Source organism: Streptomonospora mangrovi, assembly GCF_027604915.1.
Lineage (GTDB): Bacteria > Actinomycetota > Actinomycetes > Streptosporangiales > Streptosporangiaceae > Streptomonospora > Streptomonospora mangrovi.
This window is the reverse complement of the sequence record NZ_JAJAQC010000029.1, coordinates 50,632-75,934: the sequence shown is the minus strand read 5'-3', so window position 1 is coordinate 75,934 and position 25,303 is coordinate 50,632. Positions and strand designations below refer to the sequence as shown.

General features: G+C 75.7%; 13 protein-coding genes. 5 read left to right on the top strand and 8 right to left on the bottom strand.

The genetic code is table 11. The features are described 5' to 3' along the window. The first annotated feature begins 70 nt into the window (after nt 1–70). The 3 genes from LG943_RS17275 to LG943_RS17265 all read left to right on the top strand — a co-directional run bounded on the left by LG943_RS17275 (nt 71) and on the right by LG943_RS17265 (nt 6,059). Nucleotides 71–2,491, top strand: coding sequence for an MMPL family transporter (locus tag LG943_RS17275; RefSeq protein ID WP_270073329.1), 2,421 nt, complete (start codon nt 71–73; stop codon nt 2,489–2,491). A gap of 27 nt (nt 2,492–2,518) precedes the next feature. Then, complete coding sequence (locus tag LG943_RS17270) at nt 2,519–3,607, top strand: cyclase family protein (protein WP_270073328.1); 1,089 nt, start codon at nt 2,519–2,521, stop codon at nt 3,605–3,607. 226 nt (nt 3,608–3,833) lie between these two features. Further along, on the top strand, nt 3,834–6,059 hold the full coding sequence (locus LG943_RS17265; RefSeq protein ID WP_270073327.1) for an MMPL family transporter: 2,226 nt from the start codon (nt 3,834–3,836) through the stop codon (nt 6,057–6,059). A 1,112-nt stretch (nt 6,060–7,171) separates the two neighbouring features. On the opposite strand, the gene LG943_RS17260 is transcribed toward LG943_RS17265, so the two are convergent. From LG943_RS17260 to LG943_RS17230, 7 genes are all read right to left on the bottom strand, one after another. Continuing rightward, nucleotides 7,172–8,437 carry a DUF418 domain-containing protein gene (locus tag LG943_RS17260; RefSeq protein WP_270073326.1) on the bottom strand — a complete coding sequence of 422 codons (1,266 nt, stop codon included), beginning with the start codon at nt 8,435–8,437 and terminating at the stop codon, nt 7,172–7,174. 354 nt (nt 8,438–8,791) lie between these two features. Beyond that, nucleotides 8,792–9,034, bottom strand: a complete 243-nt coding sequence (locus LG943_RS17255) for a DUF5988 family protein (protein WP_270073325.1) — start codon at nt 9,032–9,034, stop codon at nt 8,792–8,794. Between the two features lie 2 nt (nt 9,035–9,036). Continuing rightward, on the bottom strand, nt 9,037–10,023 hold the full coding sequence (locus tag LG943_RS17250; protein ID WP_270073324.1) for an AfsA-related hotdog domain-containing protein: 987 nt from the start codon (nt 10,021–10,023) through the stop codon (nt 9,037–9,039). A 159-nt stretch (nt 10,024–10,182) separates the two neighbouring features. Then, nucleotides 10,183–10,968, bottom strand: a complete 786-nt coding sequence (locus tag LG943_RS17245) for a thioesterase II family protein (RefSeq protein ID WP_270073323.1) — start codon at nt 10,966–10,968, stop codon at nt 10,183–10,185. A gap of 172 nt (nt 10,969–11,140) precedes the next feature. Then, nucleotides 11,141–14,254, bottom strand: a complete 3,114-nt coding sequence (locus LG943_RS17240) for a type I polyketide synthase (RefSeq protein ID WP_270073322.1) — start codon at nt 14,252–14,254, stop codon at nt 11,141–11,143. Beyond that, nucleotides 14,251–20,010: a type I polyketide synthase gene (locus LG943_RS17235; protein ID WP_270073321.1), complete on the bottom strand. Its 5,760-nt coding sequence runs from the start codon at nt 20,008–20,010 to the stop codon at nt 14,251–14,253. Before LG943_RS17235 ends, LG943_RS17240 begins: the two co-directional genes overlap by 4 nt. Continuing rightward, the gene (locus LG943_RS17230) at nt 20,010–21,761 is read right to left on the bottom strand and encodes a fatty acyl-AMP ligase (RefSeq protein ID WP_270073320.1); all 1,752 of its coding nucleotides are present in this window, start codon (nt 21,759–21,761) and stop codon (nt 20,010–20,012) included. Before LG943_RS17230 ends, LG943_RS17235 begins: the two co-directional genes overlap by 1 nt. 440 nt (nt 21,762–22,201) lie before the next feature. Here LG943_RS17230 and LG943_RS17225 point away from each other — a divergent pair, with 440 nt between their 5' ends. Together LG943_RS17225 and LG943_RS17220 are read left to right on the top strand one after the other, a co-directional pair. Further along, on the top strand, nt 22,202–23,347 hold the full coding sequence (locus LG943_RS17225; RefSeq protein ID WP_270073319.1) for a hypothetical protein: 1,146 nt from the start codon (nt 22,202–22,204) through the stop codon (nt 23,345–23,347). Nucleotides 23,348–23,588: 241 nt separating this feature from the next. Continuing rightward, entirely contained in the window at nt 23,589–24,254 is a 666-nt protein-coding gene (locus tag LG943_RS17220) for an HAD family hydrolase (protein WP_270073318.1), read from the top strand. A gap of 37 nt (nt 24,255–24,291) precedes the next feature. On the opposite strand, the gene LG943_RS17215 is transcribed toward LG943_RS17220, so the two are convergent. After that, on the bottom strand, nt 24,292–25,035 hold the full coding sequence (locus LG943_RS17215) for a MerR family transcriptional regulator (RefSeq protein WP_270073317.1): 744 nt from the start codon (nt 25,033–25,035) through the stop codon (nt 24,292–24,294). Between the last annotated feature and the right edge of the window lie 268 nt (nt 25,036–25,303).

Sequence of the window (25,303 nt, the reverse complement as noted above, 5' to 3'; positions counted from 1 at the left end):
CTCTCACGCGCCCCCACCGCACGACCGACCGAGCGCACCCACCCGCCTGTTCGAGCCGGAGAGAAACCTGATGTTCGCAAGACTCGACAAGCTGACAGCGCGGCCCGTGCTCGTGCTCGTCGTCTCGTTCGCCTTCGTGGCGGCCATGATGGTGCTGGGCTCCGGCGCCGCCTCCCGCCTGCTCAGCGGCGGCACCGAGGACCTGTCCTCGGAGTCGGCCCGCGCCACCGAGATCGTCGACGAGCGCTTCCCCGGCAGCCGGCCCAACCTCGTCCTGCTGGTGCGGCCCACCGCCGAGGACACCCCCGTGGAGCACCCCGACGTGGTCGCGGCGGGGGAGGAGCTGGTGGAGCGGCTGGCGGCCGAGGAAGGGGTCACCGGGGTGACCTCCTACTGGACCAGCGGCGCCCTGCCGCTGCGCTCCACCGACGGCCGGGCCGCCATGATCACCGCCCGCATCACCGGCGACGAGAACACCGTCTCCGAGACCTTCACCCGCCTGGCACCGGAGTACCGGGGCGAGCAGGGCGACGTCGGCGTGGAGCTGGGCGGCGAGGCGGCGGTGCGCACCGAGACCGAGTCCACCGTCGAGGCCGACACCGTGCGCGGCGAGCTGTTCGCGCTGCCGATCACCCTGGTCATCCTGCTCTTCGTCTTCCGCAGCGTGGTGGCCGCGCTGGTGCCGCTGGTCGTCGGCCTGGTCACCATCGCCACCACCAACGGCGTGCTGCGGGTGATCACCGAGTTCGCCGACGTGTCGATCTTCGCCCAGAACCTCGCCACCGGCCTGGGGCTGGGCCTGGCCATCGACTACGCGCTGCTGTTCCTGCGCCGCTACCGCGAGGAGCGCGAACGCCGGCCCGACGTGCGCGGCGCCGTGGGCGCCACCATCGCCACGGCGGGGCGCACCGTGGTGTTCTCGGCCCTGACGGTCGCCGTGGCGCTGTCCTCCATGCTCGTCTTCCCGCAGTACTTCCTGCGCTCCTTCGCCTACGCCGGGATCCCGGTGGTGCTGTTCTGCGCGGCGGCCGTGCTGGTGATGGTGCCGGCCGCGCTGGTGCTGCTGGGCCACCGCATCGACGCCCTCGACGTCTACCGGATGCTGCGGCTGCGCCGCCGCGCCGCCGTCAGCGAGTCCGACGAGCGGCAGAGCGGGCGCACCTGGTACCGCCTGGCCATGGCGGTCATGCGCCGCGCGCCGCTGTTCGCCGTGGGTACCACCGCGCTGCTCCTGCTGCTGGCCGTGCCGTTCCTGCGGGTGGAGCTGGGGCCGGCCGACCACCGCCAACTGCCCGGCCACTCCGAGTCGCGCCAGGTCGCCGAGGCCGCCCAGGAGGAGTTCCCCGGCCGCGCCGACGGCAGCATCGACGTGCTGCTGCCCGTCCCCGTGGACGACCCCGCCGAGGACCCGCTGCTGGTGCCCACCCGGGCCGCCGAGCTGTCGGAGATGGAGGGGGTGTTCGCGGTCGTCACCCCGCTGGGCACCTTCCAGGAGGGCGCGCTGGCCTTCGCGCCCACCCCCGTGGACACCGAGCGCATCGCCGGGGACCGCATGGCGTTCTCGGTGGTGCCCGAGGAGGACATCGCCGCGGTCTCACCGGAGAGTCGCGCCATGGTGGAGGAGCTGCGGGAGATCCCCGGCGCGCTGGTGACCGGGCAGGCCGCGACCTTCTTCGACGCCCAGGACGCGCTCGCCGAGCGGCTGCCGGTGGCGCTGGCGATCATCGTCGTGGCCGCCCTGGTGCTGATGTTCCTGTTCACCGGCAGCGTCCTGGTGTCGGTGCAGACCCTGGTCCTCAACGGGCTGAGCCTGACCGTGATGTTCGGCGCGGCCGTGTGGATCTGGCAGGACGGCAACGGCGCGGCGCTGCTGGGGTTCGACCCCATCGGCCAGATCGAGACCACGCTGCCGGTGCTGATGTTCTGCCTGACCTTCGGGCTGTCGATGGACTACAACATCATCGTCCTGTCGCGCATCAAGGAGGAGTACGACCGCGGCGGCGACCACCGCGCCGCGATCGCCCTGGGCCTCCAGCGCACGGGCGGGCTGGTCACGGCCGCCGCGCTGATCCTGGCCGTGGTGCTGTTCGGCATCGGCTCCTCCCAGATCACCAACATGCAGATGCTGGGCATCGGCGTGGCCCTGGCGATCCTCATGGACGCCACCGTGGTGCGCGGGTTCCTGCTGCCCGCCCTGATGGCGCTGACCGGGCGCGCCACCTGGTGGGCGCCCGCACCGCTGAAGCGCTTCCAGGAGCGCTTCGGCCTGCGCGACGAGCCGGCGCCGCCCGGCGCCCCTGAGGGCACGGTCCCCGGCGGGGCGGACCCCGCCCCGCGCCGCCCCGTCCCCTCGACCGCGCCCGCCGCCGCGCTCCCCAGCTCTGCGACCTCCGGCCCTGACATCGGGAACGCGGCCGGCGCGGCCGGCCCCGGTGGCGAACCGCCCGCCGAGCCCTCCATGGAGCCGTCCGGGCCCACCGGCCGGACCTGACCACCCCCACGACTGAGGAGTCACACCATGTGCTCGCCCCAAGTGATCCTGGCCGCGATCGGCGCACAGGACCAGCAGGTGTGCCGGTGCCACCAGGCGGTCCCGGCCAGGCACAGCGCGCCGGAGGCCGGCGCCCGCACCGCCGGCCGCCCCGCCGCCGACGGCCACGCGTCACACGACCACGCCCACCGCGGTGCCTCGGCCGCCGAGGCGCGCGAGGCGGCCGAGGCGGACGCCTCCGCCGCGCCCGGCCGCTCCGCCACCTCGCGGCGCACCGCGCTGCGGGCGGCCGTGGCCGGCGCGCTGGGCCTGGCCGGGACCGCCGTGCTGGCGGCCTCCCCGGCGGCGGCCGCGCCCGCCCCGGCCGACCCGCCGGCCCCCTCCGACTATCCGGAGTCGGTCCCCGACATGCTGCGGCGCGGCGGCCGGCGGATCGTGGACCTCACCCACCCGCTCAGCGCCGACTTCCCGGTGTTCCAGTTCTACGTGCGCAAGCCCGAGCAGCGGCAGGTCATGTTCGAGGACGTGATGGGGTTCAACTCCGCGGAGTGGACCTTCAACGAGCACGCCGGCACCCACATGGACGTCCCCGCGCACTCCGAGGCGGGCCTGGCCACCGCCGACGAGATCCGGCTGGAGGACCTGGTGGCCCCGCTGGTGGTGGTGCGCATCGCCGACCGCGCCGAGCGGGAGAACACCACCGAGCTGACGGTGGACGACCTGCGCGCCTGGGAGCGCGAGCACGGCCGCATCCCCGAGGGCGCGTTCGTGGCCATGGACAGCGGCTGGTACCGGCGGGTGGACGACGCCGAGGCGTTCCTCCAGTTCGACCGGGCGGCCGAGGTCATGCGCTTTCCCGGCGTCAGCGTGGAGGCGGCGGAGTTCCTGATCGCCGAGCGCGACATCGTCGGGTTCGGCACCGACACCACCAGCCTGGACGTGGGCACCCGGGTGGAGCCGCTGACCCACCGCACGCTGCTGACCACCGGCCGCTACGGGCTGGAGAACCTGGCGGCGCTGGACGAGGTGCCCGAGCGCGGGGCCACCCTCATCGTCGGCGTGCCCAAGCTGCGCGGGGGATTCGGCGCACCGGTACGCGCCATGGCCTTCCTCTGACGGGGGCCCGTCGCTACGATAGCGAGTAGTTCCGCTATCTGTTTTCCCCTTGCATGTTCCCCGACTTGGCGAGAATATGGATAGGGTAGGTACCGATAGTGGTTAGCGCTGCTATTCGTACCGTTTGATCTTCGCTCCAGTCCGACGGCGGGCGATCACCGAGGGAGAGGCAAGGACGACCATGTTTTCCGCACTAGGCCAGTTCTGCATCCGGCACCGTCGATGGGTGTTAGCCGTCGCCGTCCTGTTCATCGTCCTCGGCGGGGTCTGGGGGGCCGGCGCGGGAGGCACGCTCGGCGGCGGGGGCGGGCTCGACGACCCCCACGCCGAGTCCACGCAGGCCGACGAGATCCTCCAGGAGGGCGACCTCGGCCGCAACACCGCCGACGTCATCGTCGTCTACGAGAGCGACGACATGACGGTGGACGACCCCGAGTTCCGCCGCCTGGTCGAGGAGGCGGTGGCCCACGTCCCCGCCGACGCCTACGACTGGCAGCGCAGCCACTGGGACCCCGGACCCGGGCCCATCGAGGCCGACGACTACGTGTCGGAGGACGGCCACAAGACCTACATCACCTTCCAGTTGCCCGGAAGCAGCGAGGAGGAGCGGGTCGAGCACTACCAGAACACCGACTTCGAGGCGCTGCTGGAGGTCGAGGAGCTGGAGGAGCGCTTCGGCGGCCTGATCGCGGTCAACGACCAGTTCAACGGCATCAGCGCCGAGGACCTCGGCGTCATCGAGCTGGTCGCCACGCCGCTGCTGCTGGTGCTGCTGCTGTTCGTCTTCCGCAGTGTGGTCGCCGCCCTGCTGCCGCTGGCCATCGCCATCGTCGTGGCCGTCGGCTCCCTGGCCGTGCTGCGCCTGGTCGGCGGGTTCGTCGACCTGTCCACCATCGCGATCAACGTCGTCATCGTGCTGGGCCTGGGCCTGGCCACCGACTACGCGCTGCTGATCGTCAACCGCTTCCGCGAGCAGTTGGACAAGGGCCAGCCGGTGGCCGAGGCGGTCACCCGCACCATGGCCACCGCCGGGCGCACCGTCGTGGTGTCGGGCCTGACCGTCGCCGCCACCCTGGGCGGCCTGCTGGTGTTCCCGTCGCGGTTCCTGATGTCGCTGGCCTGGGCCGGTGTCAGCGTGGTCATCTTCGCGGTCATCGCGGCCGTCACCGTGCTGCCCGCCCTGCTCTACATCGTCGGCCCCCGCGTGAACTCCCTGCGGGTGCCGCTGCCCCGGTTCGGCCGCCGCCGCGACGCGCGGCACGGCGCCGAGGGCGGCCAGGGCTGGTACCGCACCGCCCACGCCGTCATGCGCCGCCCGGTGCTGACCACGGTGTCGCTGGTGATCGTGCTGATCACCCTGGGCCTGCCGCTGCTCAGCGCCAACTGGGCGCGCCCCGCCGAGTGGGCGCTGCCGCCGGGCACCGACAGCCTGGTGGTCACCGAGGAACTGGCCGAGGACTTCGGGTTCGACCCCAGCAAGATCGTCACCGTGGTCGTGCGCATGCCCGGCTCCGCAGAGACGCCCGAGGCGCAGGCGCAGTTGGAGGAGTTCACCGACGAGATGGTGGCCACCGAGGGCATCACCCGCGGGTCGGTCACCGGCGCCGACGGCGACCTCGCCCGGATCACGCTGTACTACCTGATGGACCCCATGGGTCCTGAGGCCGGGCCCATGACCGAGGAGTTGCGCGCCCTCGACCCGCCGGAGGGCGCCGAGGCGCTGTTCACCAACCGCCCGTTCGGCGTTGTCGACATGCTCGACATGCTCTGGGAGCGGCTCATCTGGATGGGCGTCATCATCGCGGTTGTGTCGTTCGTGGTGCTGTTCATGGCCTTCGGGTCGGTGATCCTGCCGATCAAGACACTGATCCTCAACGCCCTGTCGCTGTCGGCGGCCTACGGCGGCATGGTGCTGATCTTCCAGGAGGGGTACTTCTCAGGACTGCTGAGGTTCGAGTCACCCGGCTACATCGACGCCAACATGCCACTCCTCGTGGCGGCCGTGGCCTTCGGCCTGGCCATGGACTACGAGGTGTTCATGCTGGCCCGCATCAGGGAGAACTACCTCAAGACGGGCGACACCGTGGAGTCGGTGGCCTACGGCGTCCAGCACACCGCGCGCATCGTGACGGCCGCGGCGATCCTGCTGGGCGTGGTGGTCGCCTCCTTCATGCTCACCCGCATCAGCGTGCTGATGATGATCGGCGTCGGCCTGGTGATCGCGCTGGCCGTCGACGTCACCATCGTGCGCGGACTCCTCGTGCCCGCCACCATGCGCCTGCTGGGCCGGTGGGCCTGGTGGGCGCCGGCGCCCATGGCCCGCTGGTGGCAGCGCTGGGGCATCCCCGAGGAGAGCGGCGACGACGATGACGACCCGGCCGCGCCCGGGACCCCGCCGCCGCCCGCCCGAGACTCGGCCGTGGCCCCCAAGGGCCAGACCGCCGCGACCTGACCCCGCGCGGCCGGCGGCTCCGTCCACCGCCGAGACCAGGAGCCCGCCGCCCCGGCCCCAGCCGGAGCGGCGGGCTCCGCCGTTGTGTCCGTTGGCGGGGCAGGCGGATTCCGCTGCGGGGGGTGGGTGGTGGGGATGGCGGCGGGGCAGCGAGGGCCACCGGGGGCGACGGTAAGCGTTTTCCGCCTTGCGGGCGGATGGCTGATGTCGCGACGAGGCGACGACGGCGGGCGGATGGCCGGGGCGGGCGGGACCGGCTCGGCGCGGCGTGCCGTGCGCAAGTGTGCGATGGCCGCGACCGGCGATTCCCCGAACCGGGCATATCGGGCGCCACGCCTTTGAAATCTCACATGGTGAGACGAGAACGGCCTCTTTCGCCGCGAACTGCCACTGCGGTCCGTCGTATCGGCGGGTAGAGCGTGTTCGCCGCTCATTGGAACGGGCATTGCGGACAAAAGGTCGTGGTGTCCACCCTGGGTGTCTCGCCATGCGGTCACTCGGGTGCCTGGGTGGCCTCCCGGGCGCCCTTGGCGCTGGGGTGCGTGGGCACAAACAGGGCAAAGATTGACAAATGGGCGGTCTGTATACCGTAGACATGCGAGTTTGCTCGCCCCGCCCTCGGCCGCGCCGCGCACCAAGCCCGCCGCGGCCCGCCCCGGCCGCTGCAGCCGCCTCCGATGCGGCCGCAACCGCCCACGGACAGCACCGATCGCCGCGGCCCCGGCCCCTGCCTGCGTTCGCTGCCCTCGTCGCAACCCCAAACCCTCGCTATGAGCACCGTTGCCCGCAGCCCCGACCCCCTCCGGCGTTCGCTGCCCCCGTCGCTACCTCAACCTCTGCCGTGAGAGGCGGTGGTCGCCGCCCCCGACCCCCGCTGGCCTTCGCTGCCCCCGTCGGCACCCGAACCCTCGCTAAGAGCACCGTTGCCCGCAGCCCCGACCCCTTCCGCCCTTCGCCGCCCTCGTCGCTACCTCACCCCCTGCCGTGAGAGGCGGTGGTCGCCGTCCCCGAGTCGCGGCCCCACCAGCTCTTCTCATTTCCTGCCACGCCGAAGGGCCGCCCGGCGCACAGCGCCGGACGGCCCTCCACCTCTCGCCTCTCAGGGCCGGGGCTCACCCCCCGGTGCGCGCTCCCGGGCTGTCGGGCCGCCCTGGGCCGGTGCCCGGGCCGGTGCCCGGGCCGGTGCCCGGGCCGGTGCCCGGGCTGGCGCCCGGGCCGCCGCCCGCAGGTCCCGCCACCCCCGCCGCAGCGCCCGCCGCAGCCGCCGCCGGGCGGCCGTAGGTCAGGCGGCGCAGCAGGATCTCGGCCGGGCCCCGGTGGGACGCTCGGCGCATCAGGTCGGCCAGCACCAGCGACGCCACCCACACGCCCACCGCCACCAGGGACGCCTCGGTGACGCTGAGTTCGGCGCCCAGGTTCAGCGCGTAGGGGGTGAACAGGCCCACGAACACCACCGACTGGAGCAGGTAGAAGCTCATCGACCGCTGGCCCAGCGCCTCCACGGCGGTGGCGATCCGCCCCCGGGCCGCGTCCAGGCGCAGGGCCAGCAGGCCCATCAGCGCCGCCCACCCCAGCCCGCCCGCGAACCCGGCCGGGTAGTGCAGGGTCGCCAGCAACTGGCCCAGGGGTGCGGGCGGCGGGGTCCACAGGCCCGAGTACATCAGCGCTGCGGGCAGCCCGCCGAGCACGGCGGTGCCCAGCCCCGCCACGGCCGTGGCGACCAGGGGGCGGCGGTAGCGCGCGGGCTCGTCCAGGATCCGCCGCCGCGCCGCCCAGAAGCCCATCAGCAGCGCGGGCGTGACCCCCAGGATGCGCCCGGCGAACTCCACTGGCAGCGACTGGAAGCGGTGGGCCGCCGACACCCACGGGTCCTGCATGGTCATGGAGGTGGTGATGATCCCCGGCTCCCCGGCCAGGGCGCCGCCCGCCACGATCCAGCCGATGCCCAGCGTGGGCAGCATGGCCAGGCCCGCGCCCCACAGCAGCGCGCGGTCGGAGACTCGCAGCAGCCCCACGAACAGGATCGACACCAGCCCGTAGACGGCGATGATGTCCACGAACAGCACGGTGTGGACCAGCCCGATGGCCATCATCCACACCCCCCGGCGGCTGATGAGCCGGCGGATCGGCCCCCACTCCTCGGTGCCGCGCGCCTGCTGGCGCATCATGATCTGCACCAGGCCGTAGCCGAACAGGAAGGCGAACAGCGGCCGGGCCCGCTGGTCCACCAGCAGCGAGCGCACCGTCTCCACCAACCGGTCGGCGCCGGTGGCGTCGCCGGTGGCGGAGATGAACAGCGGCGCGTGGGCCAGCGCGATGAGCAGCAGCATGTAGCCCCGGGTCAGATCCGGCGCCAGCGAGCGCGTCCGGACGTCCACCGGGCCAGGTGAGGGTCCACCTGTCGATTTCACGTTGTCTCCCGTTCCTTGCCTAGCGTCATGGCGTGTGGGTGCACGGGTGCCTGCCGCGTGCGGTGAGCGGGCGGGTGCGTCCGGGCGGGGCGTCCCGGCGCCGGCCGGCCCCCGGTGAAGGGGGCCGCCCGCCGCGCGCGCCGCGCGCGGTCAACCGAAAAGAACCGGGCACTCGGCCCGGTTCTCTTCGGCGCCGGACGGGGGCGCTCAGGGTCTGCGTGCCGGGCCGCCCCGCGGCGCGGATGCCGCGGGGCGGTGGGGGATTGGGGGCTCGGAGGCGGTCGGAGGAAGATCGGGGCGTCGGGGCTCGGGGCGGCGGGCTCACTCGGCGATGCGGGTGCGCCCGGTCCACTGGAAGACCGGGGGCCGGCCGCGCCCGAGGGTGGAGACCACGCACTCGAAGTGCTCGTAGCCGCCGTTGTGCAGGAGCTTGATCGTGGACTCCCCGGCCCGGAGCCGGTGGACGCGCAGCTCCGCGGGGATGTCCGCGGGGCCGCCGACCAGCACGACCTCGGTGACGTCCTCGGCGTCGCCGGGGCCGGGGACCTCCGCGACCGCGGGCACGCTCACCTCTCCGGAAGGGGGGTCAGCTCGACCCGCCCCTCGGCCAGGCGCTTGCCGAACTGGTGCAGCCCCACCTCGACGGTGACCGCGCCCTCGGCCGTCACCTCGCCCACGTCCGCCGTGCACTCCAGCAGGGAGTCGAACTCCCCGAAGTTGGTGAAGCGGGTGGCGCAGCCGGTGACCGCCATCAGCGGGGAGGCCGCGGCGCCGGTGCGGACGGCGGTGACCAGCGCGGCCTGGCGGAACCCCTCCACGATGAAGGGTCCGGGCACGTGGTCGTAGTCGTGGTCGAAGAAGGAGGGGTGGGTGCGGTCCACGACGAACGCGAACCGCGCCTCGCCGCCCTCGCTCGCCACGGGGGAGTCGCCCACCACCACGTTGCGCCGGTCCAGCCGGCCCACCAGTTCCGGCGGGAAGGGCGGCGGCGGGGTGAAGGGCTCACCGGCGGGCTTGCGGGAGAGCTGGAAGCGCCGCAGCGCGGCGTAGTCGTCGCGGGCCAGGAACACCACGTCGGCGTCGATGGTCATGGCCGGCCGGCCGCCGACCGTGACCTCGCCGCGCAGCCGCATCTCGCTGAAGTCGGTGCCCCGGTCGGCGCGGTCGGCCACCGTGTAGCGCAGGATCCCCTCCAGCGGGGCGGTCCCGCTGTCGCGGTAGCACTCCAGGTCGGCCACCGCGAACTCGAAGCGCTGGAGGGTGAAGGGCAGCCCCACCGGCACGCCCAGGTGCCGGTGCAAGGCCACGAACGACCCCTGGCGGGCGGCCTCGGCCACCGAGAACGTGTCGTGGAAGGGCGTGGTGCGGTCGAACCACAGCGTGTGCGCCCGGGGCAGTTGGAGGGCGAGGAAGACGTCGCCGTCGGGGCCCGCCGCGGAGTCGGCGACGAACACCTCGCCCAGCGCCCGGCGGTGGGCCACCGAGCACGGCACGGTCTGCTCGAAGCTGAGGGCGGCGACGGGCGGCGCGAGGGCCTGGGTCGATTCGGTCATAGGGCGTGTCATCTCCTGCTCGGCGCGGACTGCGGATCGGAACGGGGTCGGGGTGCCCGCCGGGGCGGCCGGGCCGCGCCGAGGCGGTCCGGCGCCGTCCGCCCCGGCGGCCGGGAGCCGTGCCCGCGCGCCGGGGCGGGCGCGCGGGGGCGGCGCGGGTCAGGCCGGGCGGACGACGCTGCGCCAGACGGTGTCCAGCACCGGCGCCGGGGCCTCCTCCAGGTAGAAGTGGCCGCCGGGGAACAGGTGGGCCTCGAACCGCGCCCGCGTGTGGTCGCCCCACCCCGCCAGGTCGGCGGCCGACACGGTGGCGTCGGTCTCCCCGCCCAGCGCGGTGATCGGGCAGGGCAGCGCCGGGCCGGGCCGGAAGGCGTAGGAGTTGGACAGCTCCAGGTCGGCCCGCAGGATCGGGGTGAAGTGGTCGCGCAGCTCGGCGGAGTCGCGGACCGCCGCGGGCACGCCCGCGTACGCCCGGTCGACCACGTCGAGCAGTTCGGCGTTGCCCGCCGGCAGCTCCAGCCGGAACCGGGGCTGCTGCGGCGCGGTGCGCGCCGACACCAGCAGGTGCGCGGGCGGCTCGCCGGCGCGGGTCATGGCCCGCGCCACCTCGAAGGCCAGGGCGGCGCCCAGGCTGTGGCCGAACAGCGCGACCGGGCCGGGGACCTCCTCCAGGACGGCCGCGGCGGCCTCCTCGACCAGCGGGCCCCACTCGCGGGCCAGCGGCTCCCGGGCGCGCCCGGCGCGGCCGGGCAGGGTGACCGGCCACACCTCGATGTCGGGGGCGAGTGCGGCGGCCCACCGGTGGTAGCCGGCCGGTCCGCCGCCGGAGTGCGGGAAGCACACCAGCCGCACGGTGGCGGCGGGCTGGGGAACGGCGGCCCGCAGCACCGCGGGCCGGGTGCGCAGCAGGGCGGTGGTCCGCTGCGGTGCGGAGGCGACGGTCATCTGGACTCCCTCCCGGCGTCCGGGGCGGACCCGGCGCCGGCCAGTCGTGGTGCGGGGGCGGTGGTGGGTGCGGGGGTGGGGACAGCGGGTGCGGTGGTGGGTGCGGATGCGGCGCGTGCGGGGACGGCGGGTGCGGTGGCGGGTCGGGCGGCGGCGGTGCGGGGGCCGGTGCTCATCGGGCCTCCCCGGCGGCGGCCGGGGCGCCCGCCGCGGCGCGGGTGGCGGCCTCGTCGGCGGCGATGGCGCGGGCCAGGTCGTCCACCGTGCCGCCCTCCAGCACCTCCAGCAGCGTCTGGAGGCGCACCAGCGCGCCCAGCCGCGTCTCGACCTGGTTCTTGAGTTCCACGATCACCAGCGAGTCCAGGGCCAGGGTCTCCAGGACCGCGTCGCCGGGCACGTCGCCGGCGCCGGGCCGCCCCAGCGCCTTGGCGATGCGCTCGCGGACGAACAGCGACAGCGCCGCCACCCGCTCCTCCACGGAGACCTCGCCGCCGGCCGCGCCCGGGGCCAGCGCGGCCTCGGCGGCCTCCGGCGCGGCGGCCGCCTCGGCTGCCTCGGCGGCCTGGGCCGCGGCCGCCGAGGCGTCCACGACCTCGGCCGGCAGCCAGTGCCGCTGCCGCTGCCAGGGGTAGAGCGGCAGCGCCACCGGGACCGGCGGCACGCCCAGCACCCGGTCCCAGGCGGGGTCCAGCCCGGCGGTGTAGAGCCGGCCCAGCGACGCGTCCAGCGAGGTGGCGGGGGTGTGCCCGCGCCGCAGGCTGCCCACCGCGACGGGGGAGGCGCCGGCGCGCTCAGCCGTGGTGGCGATGTCGCGCACCAGCACCGGGTGCGGGCCGATCTCCACGAACATCGTCACCCCGGCCTCGGCCAGCGCGGTGATGGCGGGCGCGAAGTACACCGCGTCGCGCAGGTTGCGCGCCCAGTGGCCGCCGTCCAGCGCGGCGGCCTCCAGCCGGGTGCCGGTGACCGTGGAGTAGAAGTGGATCCCCTCGGCGCCGGGCCGGGCCGCGATGTGGCCGACCGCGCCGGCCAGCTCCCGGCCCTGCTCCTCCAGCAGGGGGCTGTGGAACCCGTACTCCACGCGCAGCCGGCGGCTGGCCGCGCCGCGCTCGGCGACCCTGGCCAGCACCCGGTCGACGCCCTCGGGCGCGCCGGAGACCACGGTGGAGCGCGGGCCGTTGACGGCGCCGATGCCCACCCCGGGCACGCCTGCGACCAGCGGCTCCACCTCCTCCAGCGGCAGCGCCACGCTGGCCATGGCGCCACCGCGCGCGCCGGTCTCGGTCAGCCGCGCCCGCTTGAGCAGCAGTTCGACCGCCTGGTCGCGGTCGAGCAGGCCGGCCGCCGCCGCGGCGGTGATCTCGCCCATGCTGTGGCCCACGACGGCGTGCGGCCGCACGCCCCAGGAGCGCCACAGGGCGGCCAGGCCGGCCTGGAGCGCGGCGATGGTGACCTGGGCGATCTCGGTCTCGTTGACCCGGCTGGTCTCCTCGCCGGCGGTGAGCTGCTCCAGCACCGACCACCCGGCGCGCGCGGAGACGGCGGCGTCCCACGCCTCCACCTCGGCGCGCACGACCGGCTCGCGCTCCAGCACCGCGCGGCCCATGCCCGCCCACTGCGAGCCCTGGCCGCTGAACACGAACGCCAGGCGCGGGCGTGCCCCGGTGCGCACCGGCAGGGCCGGGGCGGCCACCGACGCCAGTTGGGCGCGCAGGCCCTCGGCGTCGGCGGCGCTCAGCGCCACCCGGTGACCGTGGTGGGTGCGCCCGGTCGCGGCGGCGGCGCAGACCCGGGCGGCCTCGGCGTCGTCGGCGCCGGCCAGCCGCTCGGCGTAGCGGGCGGCCAGCGCGGTCAGCGCCGCGCCGCCGCGCGCCGACAGCGGCAGCAGCAGCTTGTGCGGCTCGGGTCCGCCCAGCGGCGCGGCCGGCGGCGCGGCCTCCAGCACGGTGTGCACGTTGGCGCCGCCGAACCCGAAGCTGCTCACCGCCGCCAGGCGCGGCCGGCCGTCGTCGGGCAGCGCCGCCGGGGCGGTGGGCAGCGTCATGCGGCTGCCCGCCAGGTCGATCTCGGGGTTGAGGCGGGTCAGGTGCAGCAGCGGCGGCACCACGCCGCGCTCCAGCACCAGCAGCGACTTGATCAGCCCGGTGATCCCGGCCGCGGCCTCCTGGTGGCCGAAGTTGGTCTTGACCGACCCCACCGCGCAGGGCCGGTCGCCCTTGCCGTAGACCTCGCGCAGGCCCTCCACCTCGATGGGGTCGCCCAGCGGGGTGCCGGTGCCGTGCGCCTCGATGTAGACGACGTCCTCGGGCGCGGCCGAGGCGTCGGCCAGCGCCCGCCGCAGCAGGTCGGCCTGGGCGCGGGGGTTGGGCGCGGTCAGCCCGTTGGTGCGCCCGTCGTGGTTGGCGGCGCTGCCGCGGATGACGCCGCGGATCCGCCCGCCCCGCTCGCGGGCGTCGCCCAGCCGGGCCAGCACCAGCATGCCGCAGCCCTCGCCGCGCACGATGCCGTCGGCGGCGGCGTCGAAGGCGCGGCAGCGCCCGCCCGGCGCCAGCGGCAGCACCCGCCCGGTGACCTCGGTGGACAGCGGGGACAGCACCAGGTTGACCCCGCCCACCAGGGCCAGGTCGCAGTCGCCCTGGCGCAGCGCCCGGACGGCCAGGTGCACCGCCATCAGCGAGGAGGAGCAGGCGGTGTCCACCGCGACGCTGGGGCCGTGCAGGTCCAGCAGGTAGGACAGCCGGTTGGCGGCGATGCTGTGCGCGCCGCCGGGCGCGGTGTAGGCGTTGATGCCGGTCCGGGTGAGCTGCATCGTCAGGTAGTCGGTGCCGTACACGCCGAGGAACACCCCGGTGTTGGCCTCCCGCAGCGCATCGGCGGGCAGGCCGGCGTCCTCGGCGGCCTCCCACGCGGCCTCCAGCACCAGGCGCTGCTGGGGGTCCATCCGGTCGGCCTCCTCGGGGGAGATCCCGAAGAACCCGGAGTCGAAGGCGTCGACCTGGTCCAGTTGGCCCGCCTGGTGGCGGGTGGCCGGGCGCTCGGCGACCGGCGGACGCACCCCGTCGGGGCTGTCGGTCAGCGGCGCGACCGTGTCGGCGCCGGTGCTCAGCAGCTCCCAGAAGGAGTCGAGGTCGTCGGCGCCGCCGGGCATCCGCAGGCCGGCGCCCAGCACGGCCACGGGCTCGTCGCGCACCCGCTCGGCCGCCTCCAGCCGGGACCGGGTCTCGCGCAACTGGCGCACCGCCTGCTCCAGCAGGCGGCGCTGGTCCTGGGGGGCTCGCTGGCTCATTGCTCCTCCATCGTGTCGAGCACGCCCAGCTCCTCGGCCAGGAGCGCGCAGAGCTGGTCGTCGTCCAGTTCGGCGAGGCCGTCGGCGTCGCCGTCCGCGCCGCCCGCGCCGCCCGCGGCGGACGGGGCGGGTGCGGCGGCGGTGATGTCGGGTGCCAGCCGGTCCAGCAGGCCGGCGGTCAGCTCGTCCACGGTGGGGTGGGCGAAGACCATGGTGGCCGAGAGGCGGACCTCCAGCGCCGACTCCAGCCGGTTGCGCAGCTCCACCGCCATCAGGGAGTCGAAGCCCAGCTCCTGGAAGGGCACCGCGCTGTCCAGGCGGGCGGCCGGGACGCCCAGCACCGAGCCGACCTGCTCCAGCAGGAAGCCGCGCAGCGCCTCGGCGCGCGCCTCGTGGGTCTCCAGCGCCAGCACCGCCTGGCGGGCGGTGCCGCGCAGGCCCGCCGCCGCGCCCTCGGCGGGCAGCAGGTCGGCCAGCAGCAGCCGGACGCTGGGCAGCGCGCCGGTGCGGGTGATGTCGGCCCAGTTGAACGCGGCGGCGACCACCGAGGGCGCGCCGGCGCGCATGGCCTCCTCCAGCAGTTCGAAGGCGACCTCGCCCGACAGCGGCGGCACGCCGCGCGCGGCCAGCCGGTCCACGCCGCCCGCGCTCACCGCCAGGCCCGAGCCGCCCCACGGCCCCCAGTCCACGCACAGCGCGGGCAGCCCCAGCGCGGCGCGCTCCCCGGCCAGCGCGCCCAGGACCGCGTTGGCGGCGGCGTAGGCGCCCTGCCCCGGCGAGCCCAGCACGGCGGCCATGGACGAGAAGAGCACGAAGTGCTCGACGGGCTGGTCGCGGGTGAGGGTGTGCAGGTTCCAGGCGCCCAGCGCCTTGCCCGCCATGGCGCGGCGCAGGCCCTCGGCGCCCAGGTCGGTGACCAGGGTGTCCTCCAGCACCCCCGCCAGGTGGAACACCCCGGCCAGGGCGGGGGAGGAGCCGGTGCCCAGGCCGGCCAGGACCGCGCCCAGGGCGGCGGCGTCGGCGGTGTCGGCCCGCTCCACGCGCACCTGGGCGCCGGCGGCGGCCAGTTCGGCGACGGCGGCCCGCGCCCGGTCGGAGGGCGCCGACCGGCCCAGCAGGAGCAGGTGGCGGGCGCCGCGCTCCACCAGCCACCGGGCGGTCTGGAGGCCCAGGGCGCCCAGGCCGCCGGTGACCAGGTAGGTGCGGTCGCCGCGCACGGGCGCCTCGGCCGCGCCCGCCGCCGAGGGCAGCGGCGCCAGCCGGGGCGTCAGCACCCCCTCGCGCAGCACCACCTGGCCGGGCACGTCCTCGGCGCGCAGCAGCGCCGCCAGCGCCTCCAGGTCGGTGCGGCGCACCGGGCTGTCCAGGTCGACCACGGTGCACGCCGTCTCGGGGTGCTCGTTGGCGACGACCCGGCCCAGGCCCCACAGGGCGGCGCCGGGCAGCCCGGCGGCGCCGGCGGGGCCGAACGCGGTCTGGGCGCCGGAGGTGGCCAGCCACAGGCGCGGCGCCTCGCCCTCGCGGGCGGCGCCGGCCAGCGCCCGGGTCAGCTCCAGCGCGTCGGCGGCGCGGCCGACGAGCGCCTCGGCGCTGGGGGCGTCGGGTCCGCCCGACAGCGCCCGCAGGTCCACCGCGCCGCGCAGCGGCGCGCCCAGTCCGGCGGCCTCGGCGAGCAGGCCGGCGTAGCCCGCCGTCTCCAGCGAGCGCTCGTCGGGCGCGGTGGCCGGACCGGACACGGCGATGAGGCTGCGCCCGCCGGCGGCGGCGAGCCGGTCGGCCAGGGCGCGCGCGGCGCCGTCGCGGTCGGCCAGCAGCAGCCAGGCCCCCGCGCCGGCCGCCGGGCGCGGCGGCTCCACCGGCTGCCAGCGCACCTGGTAGAGGCGGCCCTCCTCGACGTCGCGGCGGCGCGCGGCCATGGTCACCCGCAGCCGCCGCGCCGACCACACCGGCTCCCCGGCGTCGTCGTACACGGTGACCTCGGTGACCAGGTCGCGGCCCCGGGAGTCCACCACCCGGGCGTGCGCCCAGCCCGCGCGCAGCGGCGCGCCGTCCTGGCGCGACCACACCCCCTCGGCGCCCGAGGGCAGCGGCAGTTCGCCCCGGCGCTCGCCCACGGCCGCCGCCACGGTGTGGAAGCAGGCGTCCAGCAGCGCCGGGTGCAGCGGCGGCGCGCCGGCGCCCAGGCCCTCGGGCAGCGCGATGCGGCCCAGCGCCTGCCCGGCGCCCGCCCACAGCTCGGCCAGCCCGCGGAAGCGCGGGCCGTAGTGCAGGCCGGTGCCGCCCAGCCGCTCGTACAGGTCCTCGACGGACTCCGGCGCGGTGCAGGCGGCCCGCAGTTCGGCCAGCGGCGGGTGCGCGGGCGCGCCCTCGGCGGCGCCGCCCACCACGCCCTGGGCGTGCACCACGGGCGCGCCGGCGCGGAAGGAGGTGATCAGCAGGGTGTCGCCGCCTTCGGGGGCGGGGCGCAGCGCCAGTTGGAGGCCGGGGTCGCGCTCGCCCGCCAGCGGGCAGGGCTGCACGAAGGTGACCTCCTCCAGCAGCACCGGCCCGCCCGGCGCGACGGCGGAGGCGGCCTGGGCGGCGGCCGCCAGCCAGTAGGCGCCCGGCACCACCGGGATGTCGTCCACCACGTGGTCGGCCAGTTCGGGGGCCGAGGCCACCTCCAGCGGCAGGCCCCACAGCCGCAGTGCGGGGTCGGCGCCCACGGGGACGCGCGGCCCCAGCAGTCCGCCGGCCGCCGCACCGGCGCCCGGCAGCCCGGCGGGGGTGCCGCTGGGCCGCAGCAGCGGGAAGCTCCGGTGCTCCCAGCCGTGCGGGGGCAGGTCCACGTGCGCGGCGGCGGTGCCGTACAGGGCGGTCCAGTCCACGGCCACGCCCACGGTGTACAGCTCGCCCAGGGCGCGCAGCATGCCGCGCGCCTCGTCCTCGTCGCGGCGCACCGAGGACACCACCGCCACCTCGGCGCCGCCGGAGGCGCCGGCGGTCTCGGTGACCGAGCGGATCAGCACCGGGTGCGGCGCGACCTCGATGAACGTGTCGTGGCCGTCGGCCAGCACCCGCTCCAGCGCCGGGGCGAACCGCACGGTGGCGCGCACGTTGCGCTCCCAGTACTTTGGCCCCAGGTCGCGGCCGTCGACCGGCTCGCCGGTGACCGTGGAGTACAGGTCGGTGTCGGCCGGGCCGGGCGCGATCCCGGCCAGCGCCGCGCGCAGGCGCGGCTGGATCGGCTCCACCTGGGGGCTGTGCGCGGCGAACTCCACCGTGATGCGGCGGGCGAACACCCCGCGCCCCTCCAGGTCGGCGATGACCGCGTCCAGCGCCTGGGGGTCGCCCGAGAGCACGGTCGCCCGGGGGCCGTTGAGCGCGGCGATGGCCAGTTCGTGCTCGCGGCCGCGCACCATCTCCTCGGCCTCGGCCAGGTCCAGCTCGGCCAGCGCCAGCCCGCCCTTGCCCGACAGCTCGGTGAGCAGGCCGCTGCGCTCCACCACGATCCGCGCGGCGTCGGTCAGCGACAGCGCGCCCGACACGTGGGCCGCCGCGATCTCGCCCATGCTGTGGCCGACCACGGCGGCCGGGGCCAGCCCCCACGCCTGCCAGGTGCGGGCCAGGGCGACCTCGATGGCGAACAGCGCCGGCTGCACCTCGGCCGTGCCCTTGGCGACCAGCCCGGTGTCGTCGCTCCACAGGGAGCGGCCCAGCCAGCGCGCGATCTCGGCGTCGCAGCGGCGGATCGCCGCGCGGAACGCCGGCACCGCCGCGGCCAGCTCCCGGCCCATGCCCTCCCACTGGGAGCCCTGGCCGGGGAACACCAGCACCGGGCGGCGGGTCCGGCGCGACACCGTGTTGGGGCCGCAGACGTCGGCGGAGCGCTCCCCGGCGGCCACGGCGTCCATCCCGGCCGCCAGTTCGGCGGCGTCGGCGGCCACCACGGCGGCGCGGTGCCGGTCGTGGTCGCCGCGCAGGGCGGCGGCAGCGGCGGCGCGCGGCAGCCAGGAGGGGTCGTGGGCGTTGGCGCGGGCCAGGCGCGCCCACTCCCGGGCGCGGCGGGCCAGCGCGGCCTCCGTGCGCGCCGACACCGGCACCAGGTGGGTGCGCGCGGGGGCCGGCTCCTCGGCGGTGACGCCGGGGGTCTCGGCGGCGGCCTCGGCCGGGGCGACCGAGCGGGCGCCGCCGGCCGGCTCGGGCGCGGCGGCCAGCACCAGGTGGGAGTTGGTGCCGCCGAACCCGAAGGAGCTGACCCCGGCCAGGGGCGCGCCGCCCGCGCGCTCGGGCCAGGGAGCCGCCTCGGTCTGCACGGCGACGGGCAGCCGGTCCAGGCCCAGCATCGGGTTGGGCTTCTCGAAGTGCAGGCTGGGCGGGAGCGTGCGGTGGTACAGGGCCAGGGCCGTCTTGATCAGCCCGGCCACCCCCGCCGCGGCCTCCAGGTGGCCCACGTTGGACTTGGCCGAGCCCACCCGCAGCGGCCGGTCGGCGGGCCGCCCGGCGCCCAGCACCGTGCCCAGGGCGCCCACCTCGATGGGGTCGCCCACGGCGGTGCCGGTGCCGTGCGCCTCGACGTAGTCGACCTCGGCCGGGTCCACCCCGGCGGCCGCGTAGGCCGCGCGCAGCACCGCCTCCTGGGCCAGGCGGTTGGGCGCGGCCAGCCCGTTGGTGCGCCCGTCCTGGTTGACGGCGCCGCCGCGCACCAGGGCGTAGATCCGGTCGCCGTCGGCCAGCGCGCGCGAGAGCGGCTTGAGCACCACCGCGCCCACGCCCTCGCTGCGCACGTAGCCGTCGGCGCGGTGGTCGAAGGTCTTGCACCGGCCGTCGGGCGCCATCAGGCCGCCCTTGCTGAAGCTCAGCGCGATCTTGGGGCTGGTGATGACGTTGACGCCGCCGGCGATCGCCAGGTCGGCCTCGCCGTTGCGCAGCGCCTGGCAGGCCAGGTGCACGGCCACCAGCGAGGAGGAGCAGGCGGTGTCAACGGCCATGCTGGGGCCGCGCAGGTTCAGGCAGTAGGACAGCCGGTTGGCGACCACGCTCAGCGCGCCGCCCGTGCCGTCGTAGGGCTCGGACTCCCCGCCCGAGGCCAGCAGCGCCGCGCCGTGGTCGTAGGTGGAGGCGCCCATGAACACCCCGGTGGCCGACTCCGCCAGCCCGGCCGGGGCGATCCCGGCGTTCTCCAGCGCCTCCCAGGCGACCTCCAGCACCATGCGCTGCTGGGGGTCCATCCGCCCGGCCTCGCGCGCGGTCAGCCCGAAGAACGCGTTGTCGAAGTCGGTGACGCCCTCCACGAACCCGCCCCAGCGGGTGTTCATCCTCCCCGGCACCGCCGGGTCGGGGTCGTACAGCGCCGCGGCGTCCCAGCGGTCGGCGGGGACCTCGCTGATGGCGTCCACGCCCTCCAGCAGGGTCGCCCAGTAGCCCGCGAGCCCGCCGCCGCCGGGCATGCGGGCGCCCATGCCCACGATCGCGACGGGCTCGCCGGAGGACACCGCCGGCGCGGCCGCCCGGGGCGGGGCGCCGGGCACGGCGCCGGCCGCCTCGGCCGCGACGAACGCGGCGGCCTCGGCGATGGTGGGGTAGTCGTAGGCGAAGGTCGGGGGGATGGTCAGCCCGGTCCAGCGCTGGAGGTCGTCGGTCAGCTCCACCGCCTGCACCGAGGACAGGCCGATCTGCATGAACGGGGTGTCGGGCAGCACCGTCTCGGCCGGCACCTCCAGCACCTCCGAGATCCGCTGGATCAGCCAGTCGGCGACGGCATCGCGGTCAAACATCACTTGGCTCCCTCGTAGTGCCGCGACCCCTGGGCGGACGCCCCGCGGGCCGGGGTCAGCGCGCCCTGCTCGAACGCGGCGCGGCAGGCGCGGCGCTGCACCTTGCCGCTGGTGGTCTTGGGTACGGCACCGGGCGCCACGAAGGCGACCTCGCCGACGGGCACGCTGTGGGCGGCGGCGACCGCGCCGCGCACCGCGCGGTCGACCTCGGCCAGGTCCACGGTCCGGTGGGCGGGGTCGATCTCGGCGACCACCACCAGGCGCTCGGCGTCGTCGCGCTCCACGGCGAAGGCGGCGACGCAGTTGACGCGCACCGCCGGGTGCGCGGCCTCCACGGTGGCCTCGATGTCCTGCGGGTAGTGGTTGCGGCCCTCGACGATCACCACGTCCTTCATCCGGCCGCACACATACAGCTCGCCCTCGTGCATGACCCCCAGGTCGCCGGTGCGCAGGAACGGCCCCTCACCGGTGTCGGCCAGGCGCGCCCGGAAGGTGCGCTCGGTCTCCTCGGGGTTGTTCCAGTAGCCGGCGGCCACGTCGGGGCCGGCCGACCAGATCTCGCCGACCGCGCCGGCGGGCACCTCCAGGTGCGTGTCGGGGTCCACGACCGCCAGCCGCCGGCCCGCCAGCGGGCGGCCCGAGCCCACCAGCCGGTGGCCGCCGCCCAGGGCCAGCCGCCGCTCGCTCTGGAGCACCGCCAGGTCCACGTCCACCACCGACGCCCCGCCCGAGATCCGCGAGCCGGTGACCATCAGCGTGTTCTCCGCCAGCCCGTAGCAGGGGTAGAACGCCCGCGCGGCGAACCCCTGGGGGGCGAACTCCGCGGCGAAGGCGTCCAGGGTCGCCGCCCGCACCGGCTCGGCGCCGTTGAAGGCGATGCGCCAGCCGCTCAGGTCCAGGCCCTCGCGGTCCTCGCGGCGCACCCGGCGCACGCACAGGTCGTAGCCGGAGTTGGGGCCGCCGGCCACCGTGGCGCGGTAGCGGGTGATGGCGCGCAGCCAGCGCACCGGCCGCTGCACGAACGCCAGCGGCGGCATCAGCACCGCCTCCAGGCCCACGTAGACCGCCGGCAGCACGGTGCCGATCAGGCCCATGTCGTGGAACAGCGGCAGCCAGCTCACGATCGTCGTGTCCGGGGTGTAGTCCCCGGCGCGGCGGATGTACTCCTGGTTGTGCATCAGCGCCTCGTGGGTCACCACCACGCCCTTGGGCAGGGCGGTGGAGCCCGAGGTGTACTGGAGGAACGCCGCGTCGGACGACTCGGCGCGGTGCGCCCGGAAGTCGGCGGCGTCGTGGTCGGGCACGGTGTCCACCGCGATCCAGGCGGCGGCGGCCAGTTCGGGGGCCGCCTCGGCGAAGTGCGCCCGGTAGCCGGCGGTGGAGCTGGACAGCACCGCCGCGACCCCGGCGTCGCGGGCGATGGCGCGCAGCGTCTCGACCTTGCGCGGGGAGTTCAGCGGCAGCGGCGGGTAGACCGGCACCGCCACCACCCCGGCGTACTGGCAGGCCAGGAACGCGCGGACGAAGTCCTCCGCCTCCGAGGTCAGCACCAGCGCCCGCGCGCCGGGGGCCACGGCCCGCTGGAGGTGCGCGGCGATCGCCCGCACCTCCAGGTCGAGTTCGGCGAAGGTGAGCGCGCGTTTTTCGTTCTCGCCGTCCGGCAGGAACCGGTAGACGGTCGCCGAACCGCGCTCCCGCGCCTGTGCGGAAAGCGATTCGACGAGAGTCGACGCCTTCGGGACAACCTTCATCTACGCCTACCCTTAGCTGGCCGGGGACTGGAAAACAGGGGGGAACTGGAAAGCTGGGGAAATCCGGGTAATGCTGGGGAGTGCCGGAAAATCAACGGGGAAATCCGCTGAGGGAGCCGCGTCAACGGCGTCGGCTCTTGCTGGATTCGCCACCAACGCCATAATCTAGCTGCGGCGATGACCTGCGCAAGCGGCGTCATTGCGGTGTAGGAGCACCTGTATGGCCATTGCATCGCACTTTGATCGGCGATTCACCGCTGCTTGAGCACTGCGTGCGAGAATCCATTGGCAAAGTAATTCCAAGCTGGTTTTCGGGCGGGTCCGCCGCTTACTCTCGGCCACCGGGCGTGCGCGTACGACGCGAACACCGCCGGGCCGGGGGAAAACAGCGCCGCGGCCGGCGGGCGGCGACCCCGACGGAATCCGAGGAGGCAGGCCACATGGACCGCAGCACCGTTCTCGGCCGGGATTCCGGCCCGCTCAGCGCCGGCAGCGGAATGGCGTCCCAGCGCGACGACTGGGTCACCGTCGCGCTGGGCGGCGTCATGACCCTCGGCGTGACCCTCGACGGCTGGGCGCACAAGAACGTCATTGAGACCCTGGAGGGCTTCTTCACCTGGTGGCACGCCGTGCTCTACACCGGGTTCCTGGCCACCGTGGTCTGGACGTTCCTGCTGGCCTACCGCCGCCGCGACCGCCATCCCCGCTGGTGGTGGGACGGCTGGCCCAACGGCTACCGCGTGGGCGCGCTGGGCGTGCTGGTCTTCGGCGCCGGCGGCGTGGGCGACATGCTCTGGCACCAGATCCTGGGCATCGAGATCGGCCTGCTGCCCTCCTTCAGCCCCAGCCACACCCTGGTCAGCATCGGCGGCCTGCTGCTGGTCACCAGCCCGCTGCGGTCCTGGTGGGCCTCGGGCGAGAACGGCTGGCGCGCGGCGACCGGCATCATCTCGGCGGCCATGTCCGCCATCGCCGCCACCGTGCTGCTCACCTACGTGTCGGCGTTCATGACCGGCGCGCCCACCGTGGCCTACGCGCCCCAACTCGGCGACTACGGCGGCATCGTCGACACCCCCGACGAGTACGTGGCGGTGCAGGGCGTGACCGCCTACTTCATCACCACCCTGCTGCTGACCATCCCGCTGATCCTGATGCTGCGCCGCCGCGCCGCCCTGCCGGGCATGGGCACCGCCGTGACCACCGGCGTGATCGTCTACTTCCTGGCGATCAACCAGCTCCCCGACGTCCACACCCTGGCCGCCGTCATGGCCATCGCCGGCGCGGCCGCGGCCGACGGCCTGCTGGTGCTGCTGGACCGGCGCCGGGGCACCACCGCGCTGCTGCGCCTGCCGCTGGCCGGCGCGCTGTTCCCCGCCCTGGTGTGGTCCTTCCAGTTGCTGGGCCTGCACCTGGCCGAGGGCATCCGCTGGCCGGCCGAGATGTGGACCGGCACCGTGGTGTTCACCGCCTGCCTGGGCGCCCTGCTGGGCGGCCTGGCCACGCGCCCGGCCGAGTACGGCGCGCCCGCCGGCGCGGGCACCGGCACCGGCACCGCCCGCCCCACCACCTCGGCGCCGGCGGCCTGACCCCGCACCACCGCCGCCCCCCCCCCCGGGGGGCCCCCCCCCCGGCCGGGGGGGGGGGGGGCGCCCCCCCCACCCCCCCCCCCCCCCCCGGGGCCCCCCCCCCCCCGGCGGGGGGGGGCGCCCCCCCCCCCGCCCCGCGCCGCGCCCCGCCGCACCCCCCACCCCCGCCACCCGCCGTCCGCCCGACCACCCACGCCACCGGCCGCGCCCAGCGCGCGCACAGTTGAACGGGGACACCCCAGTGACGATCGAACCGACCACCATCAAGGCCGTCTGGACCGACTTCGGCGGTGTCCTCACCCCGCCGGTCGAGCACACCTTCGCCGCGTTCTGCGCCAAGACCAAGCTGCCGCCCGAGCCGCTGATGCGCGCCGTGTTCGCGGTGACCGCCCGCTACGGCACCGACGACATGATGCTGCCGCTGGACACCCCGCTGGTGACCGAGCGGGAGTGGCTGGACGAGGTGGCCCAGGTGCTGCGCGAGTCCGACGGCATCGACGCCTCCCTGATCTCGCTGGCCGACACCTGGTTCGACGACCGCGAGACCAACCAGGCGTGGCTGGACGAGCTGCACGCGCTGCGCGCGCGGGGCGTGTTCGTCGGCATGCTCTCCAACATGCCCCCGGCCTGGGACGCGCACTGGCGGCGCATGGTGCCGCCGGAGTCGGTCTTCGACGACGTGGTGATGTCCTTCGAGGTGGGCCGGCGCAAGCCCGGCAGGGACATGTTCGACCTGGCCGCCGAGCGCGCCGGGGTGCGCCCCGAGGAGTGCCTGCTGGTGGACGACCTGGCCAACAACTGCGAGGGCGCGGTGGCCGCGGGCTGGCAGGCGATCCGGTTCGCCGACACCGGCGCGGCGGTGGCCGAGCTGCGCCGGCTGATGGACGCGGCGCCGGCCGCCGGCTGAGCGGCGCTCCGCCCGCGCGGGCGGAGCGCCGGAGGGATCAGGACTCCGGTGCCGGGCTCGCGGGCTCGGGACCGGGGTCCTCGCCGTCGCCGTCGGCGTCGGCGTCGGTGTCCGCCGCGTCGGCCCCGGCCCCGGCGGGCGCCTGGCCGTTGGAGTCGGGCACCCGCGGCGTGGCGGCGCTCTCCTGGGCGATGCGGCGCAGCGCGCTGAACATGACGTCGCCCAGGGCGATCCACACCACCAGGCCCTCGGCGAGGCTGTCGAGGTCGGGGCGGCGCAGCAGCACCTCGATCTCGTCGTCCACGATCCGCTCGGCGGCGTCGGCGTAGCTGTCGAGGAGGTCGAGCTTGTCGGTCTGGCCCAGGCGCTGGAGGGTGGCCAGGACCGAGGCGAGGGTTCTGCGGGCGGGGTTGGAGGGCACCGACCGCCAGCCCCGGCGCTCGATCAGTTCGTCCACGCGGCGCACGGCCTCGTCCCACACCTCGTCCTCGACGGTGGCCGAGGGCGGGGTGGACATGGCGAACTGGACCTTGCCCAGGGAGGTGAGCAGGCCGTGCTCGGGGGCGTCCATGCGGGCCAGCACGTCGCGCGCGGTGGCGATGGACAGGCCGCCGACCTCCACGAGCGCGCGTACCAGCTTGATGCGGCGCACGTGGCGCTCGTCGTACTGGGCCTGGTTGCGGCTGGTGCGCTCGCCCGGGGGAAGGAGTCCTTCGCGCAGGTAGTACTTGATCGTGGGCGCGGGCACGCCTGTACTCCGACTCAGCTCCGCGATCCGCATGGACCGGCCTCCCTACGTTGTCGCCGCCTTCGGTGGCCACGCGCACGGTCCACTGTGATAGCGGACAGTATCGCTATCCATAAGGTTACACTCTCCGTGCCGCGGTTCCCCAGGCGGCCGTCCCCTTGCCCGCTGCGCGTTTCCGGGCGTACCGGCGTGTATGGTAGCCCACTTCGCCTGCTGGCCGGGGCGGCGCACCGCGTGCTCCACCAGGAGGGACCCGCCGGGGCGCGGGGCGGGGACAGCGGGGGCGGCGGCGCGGCGGGCG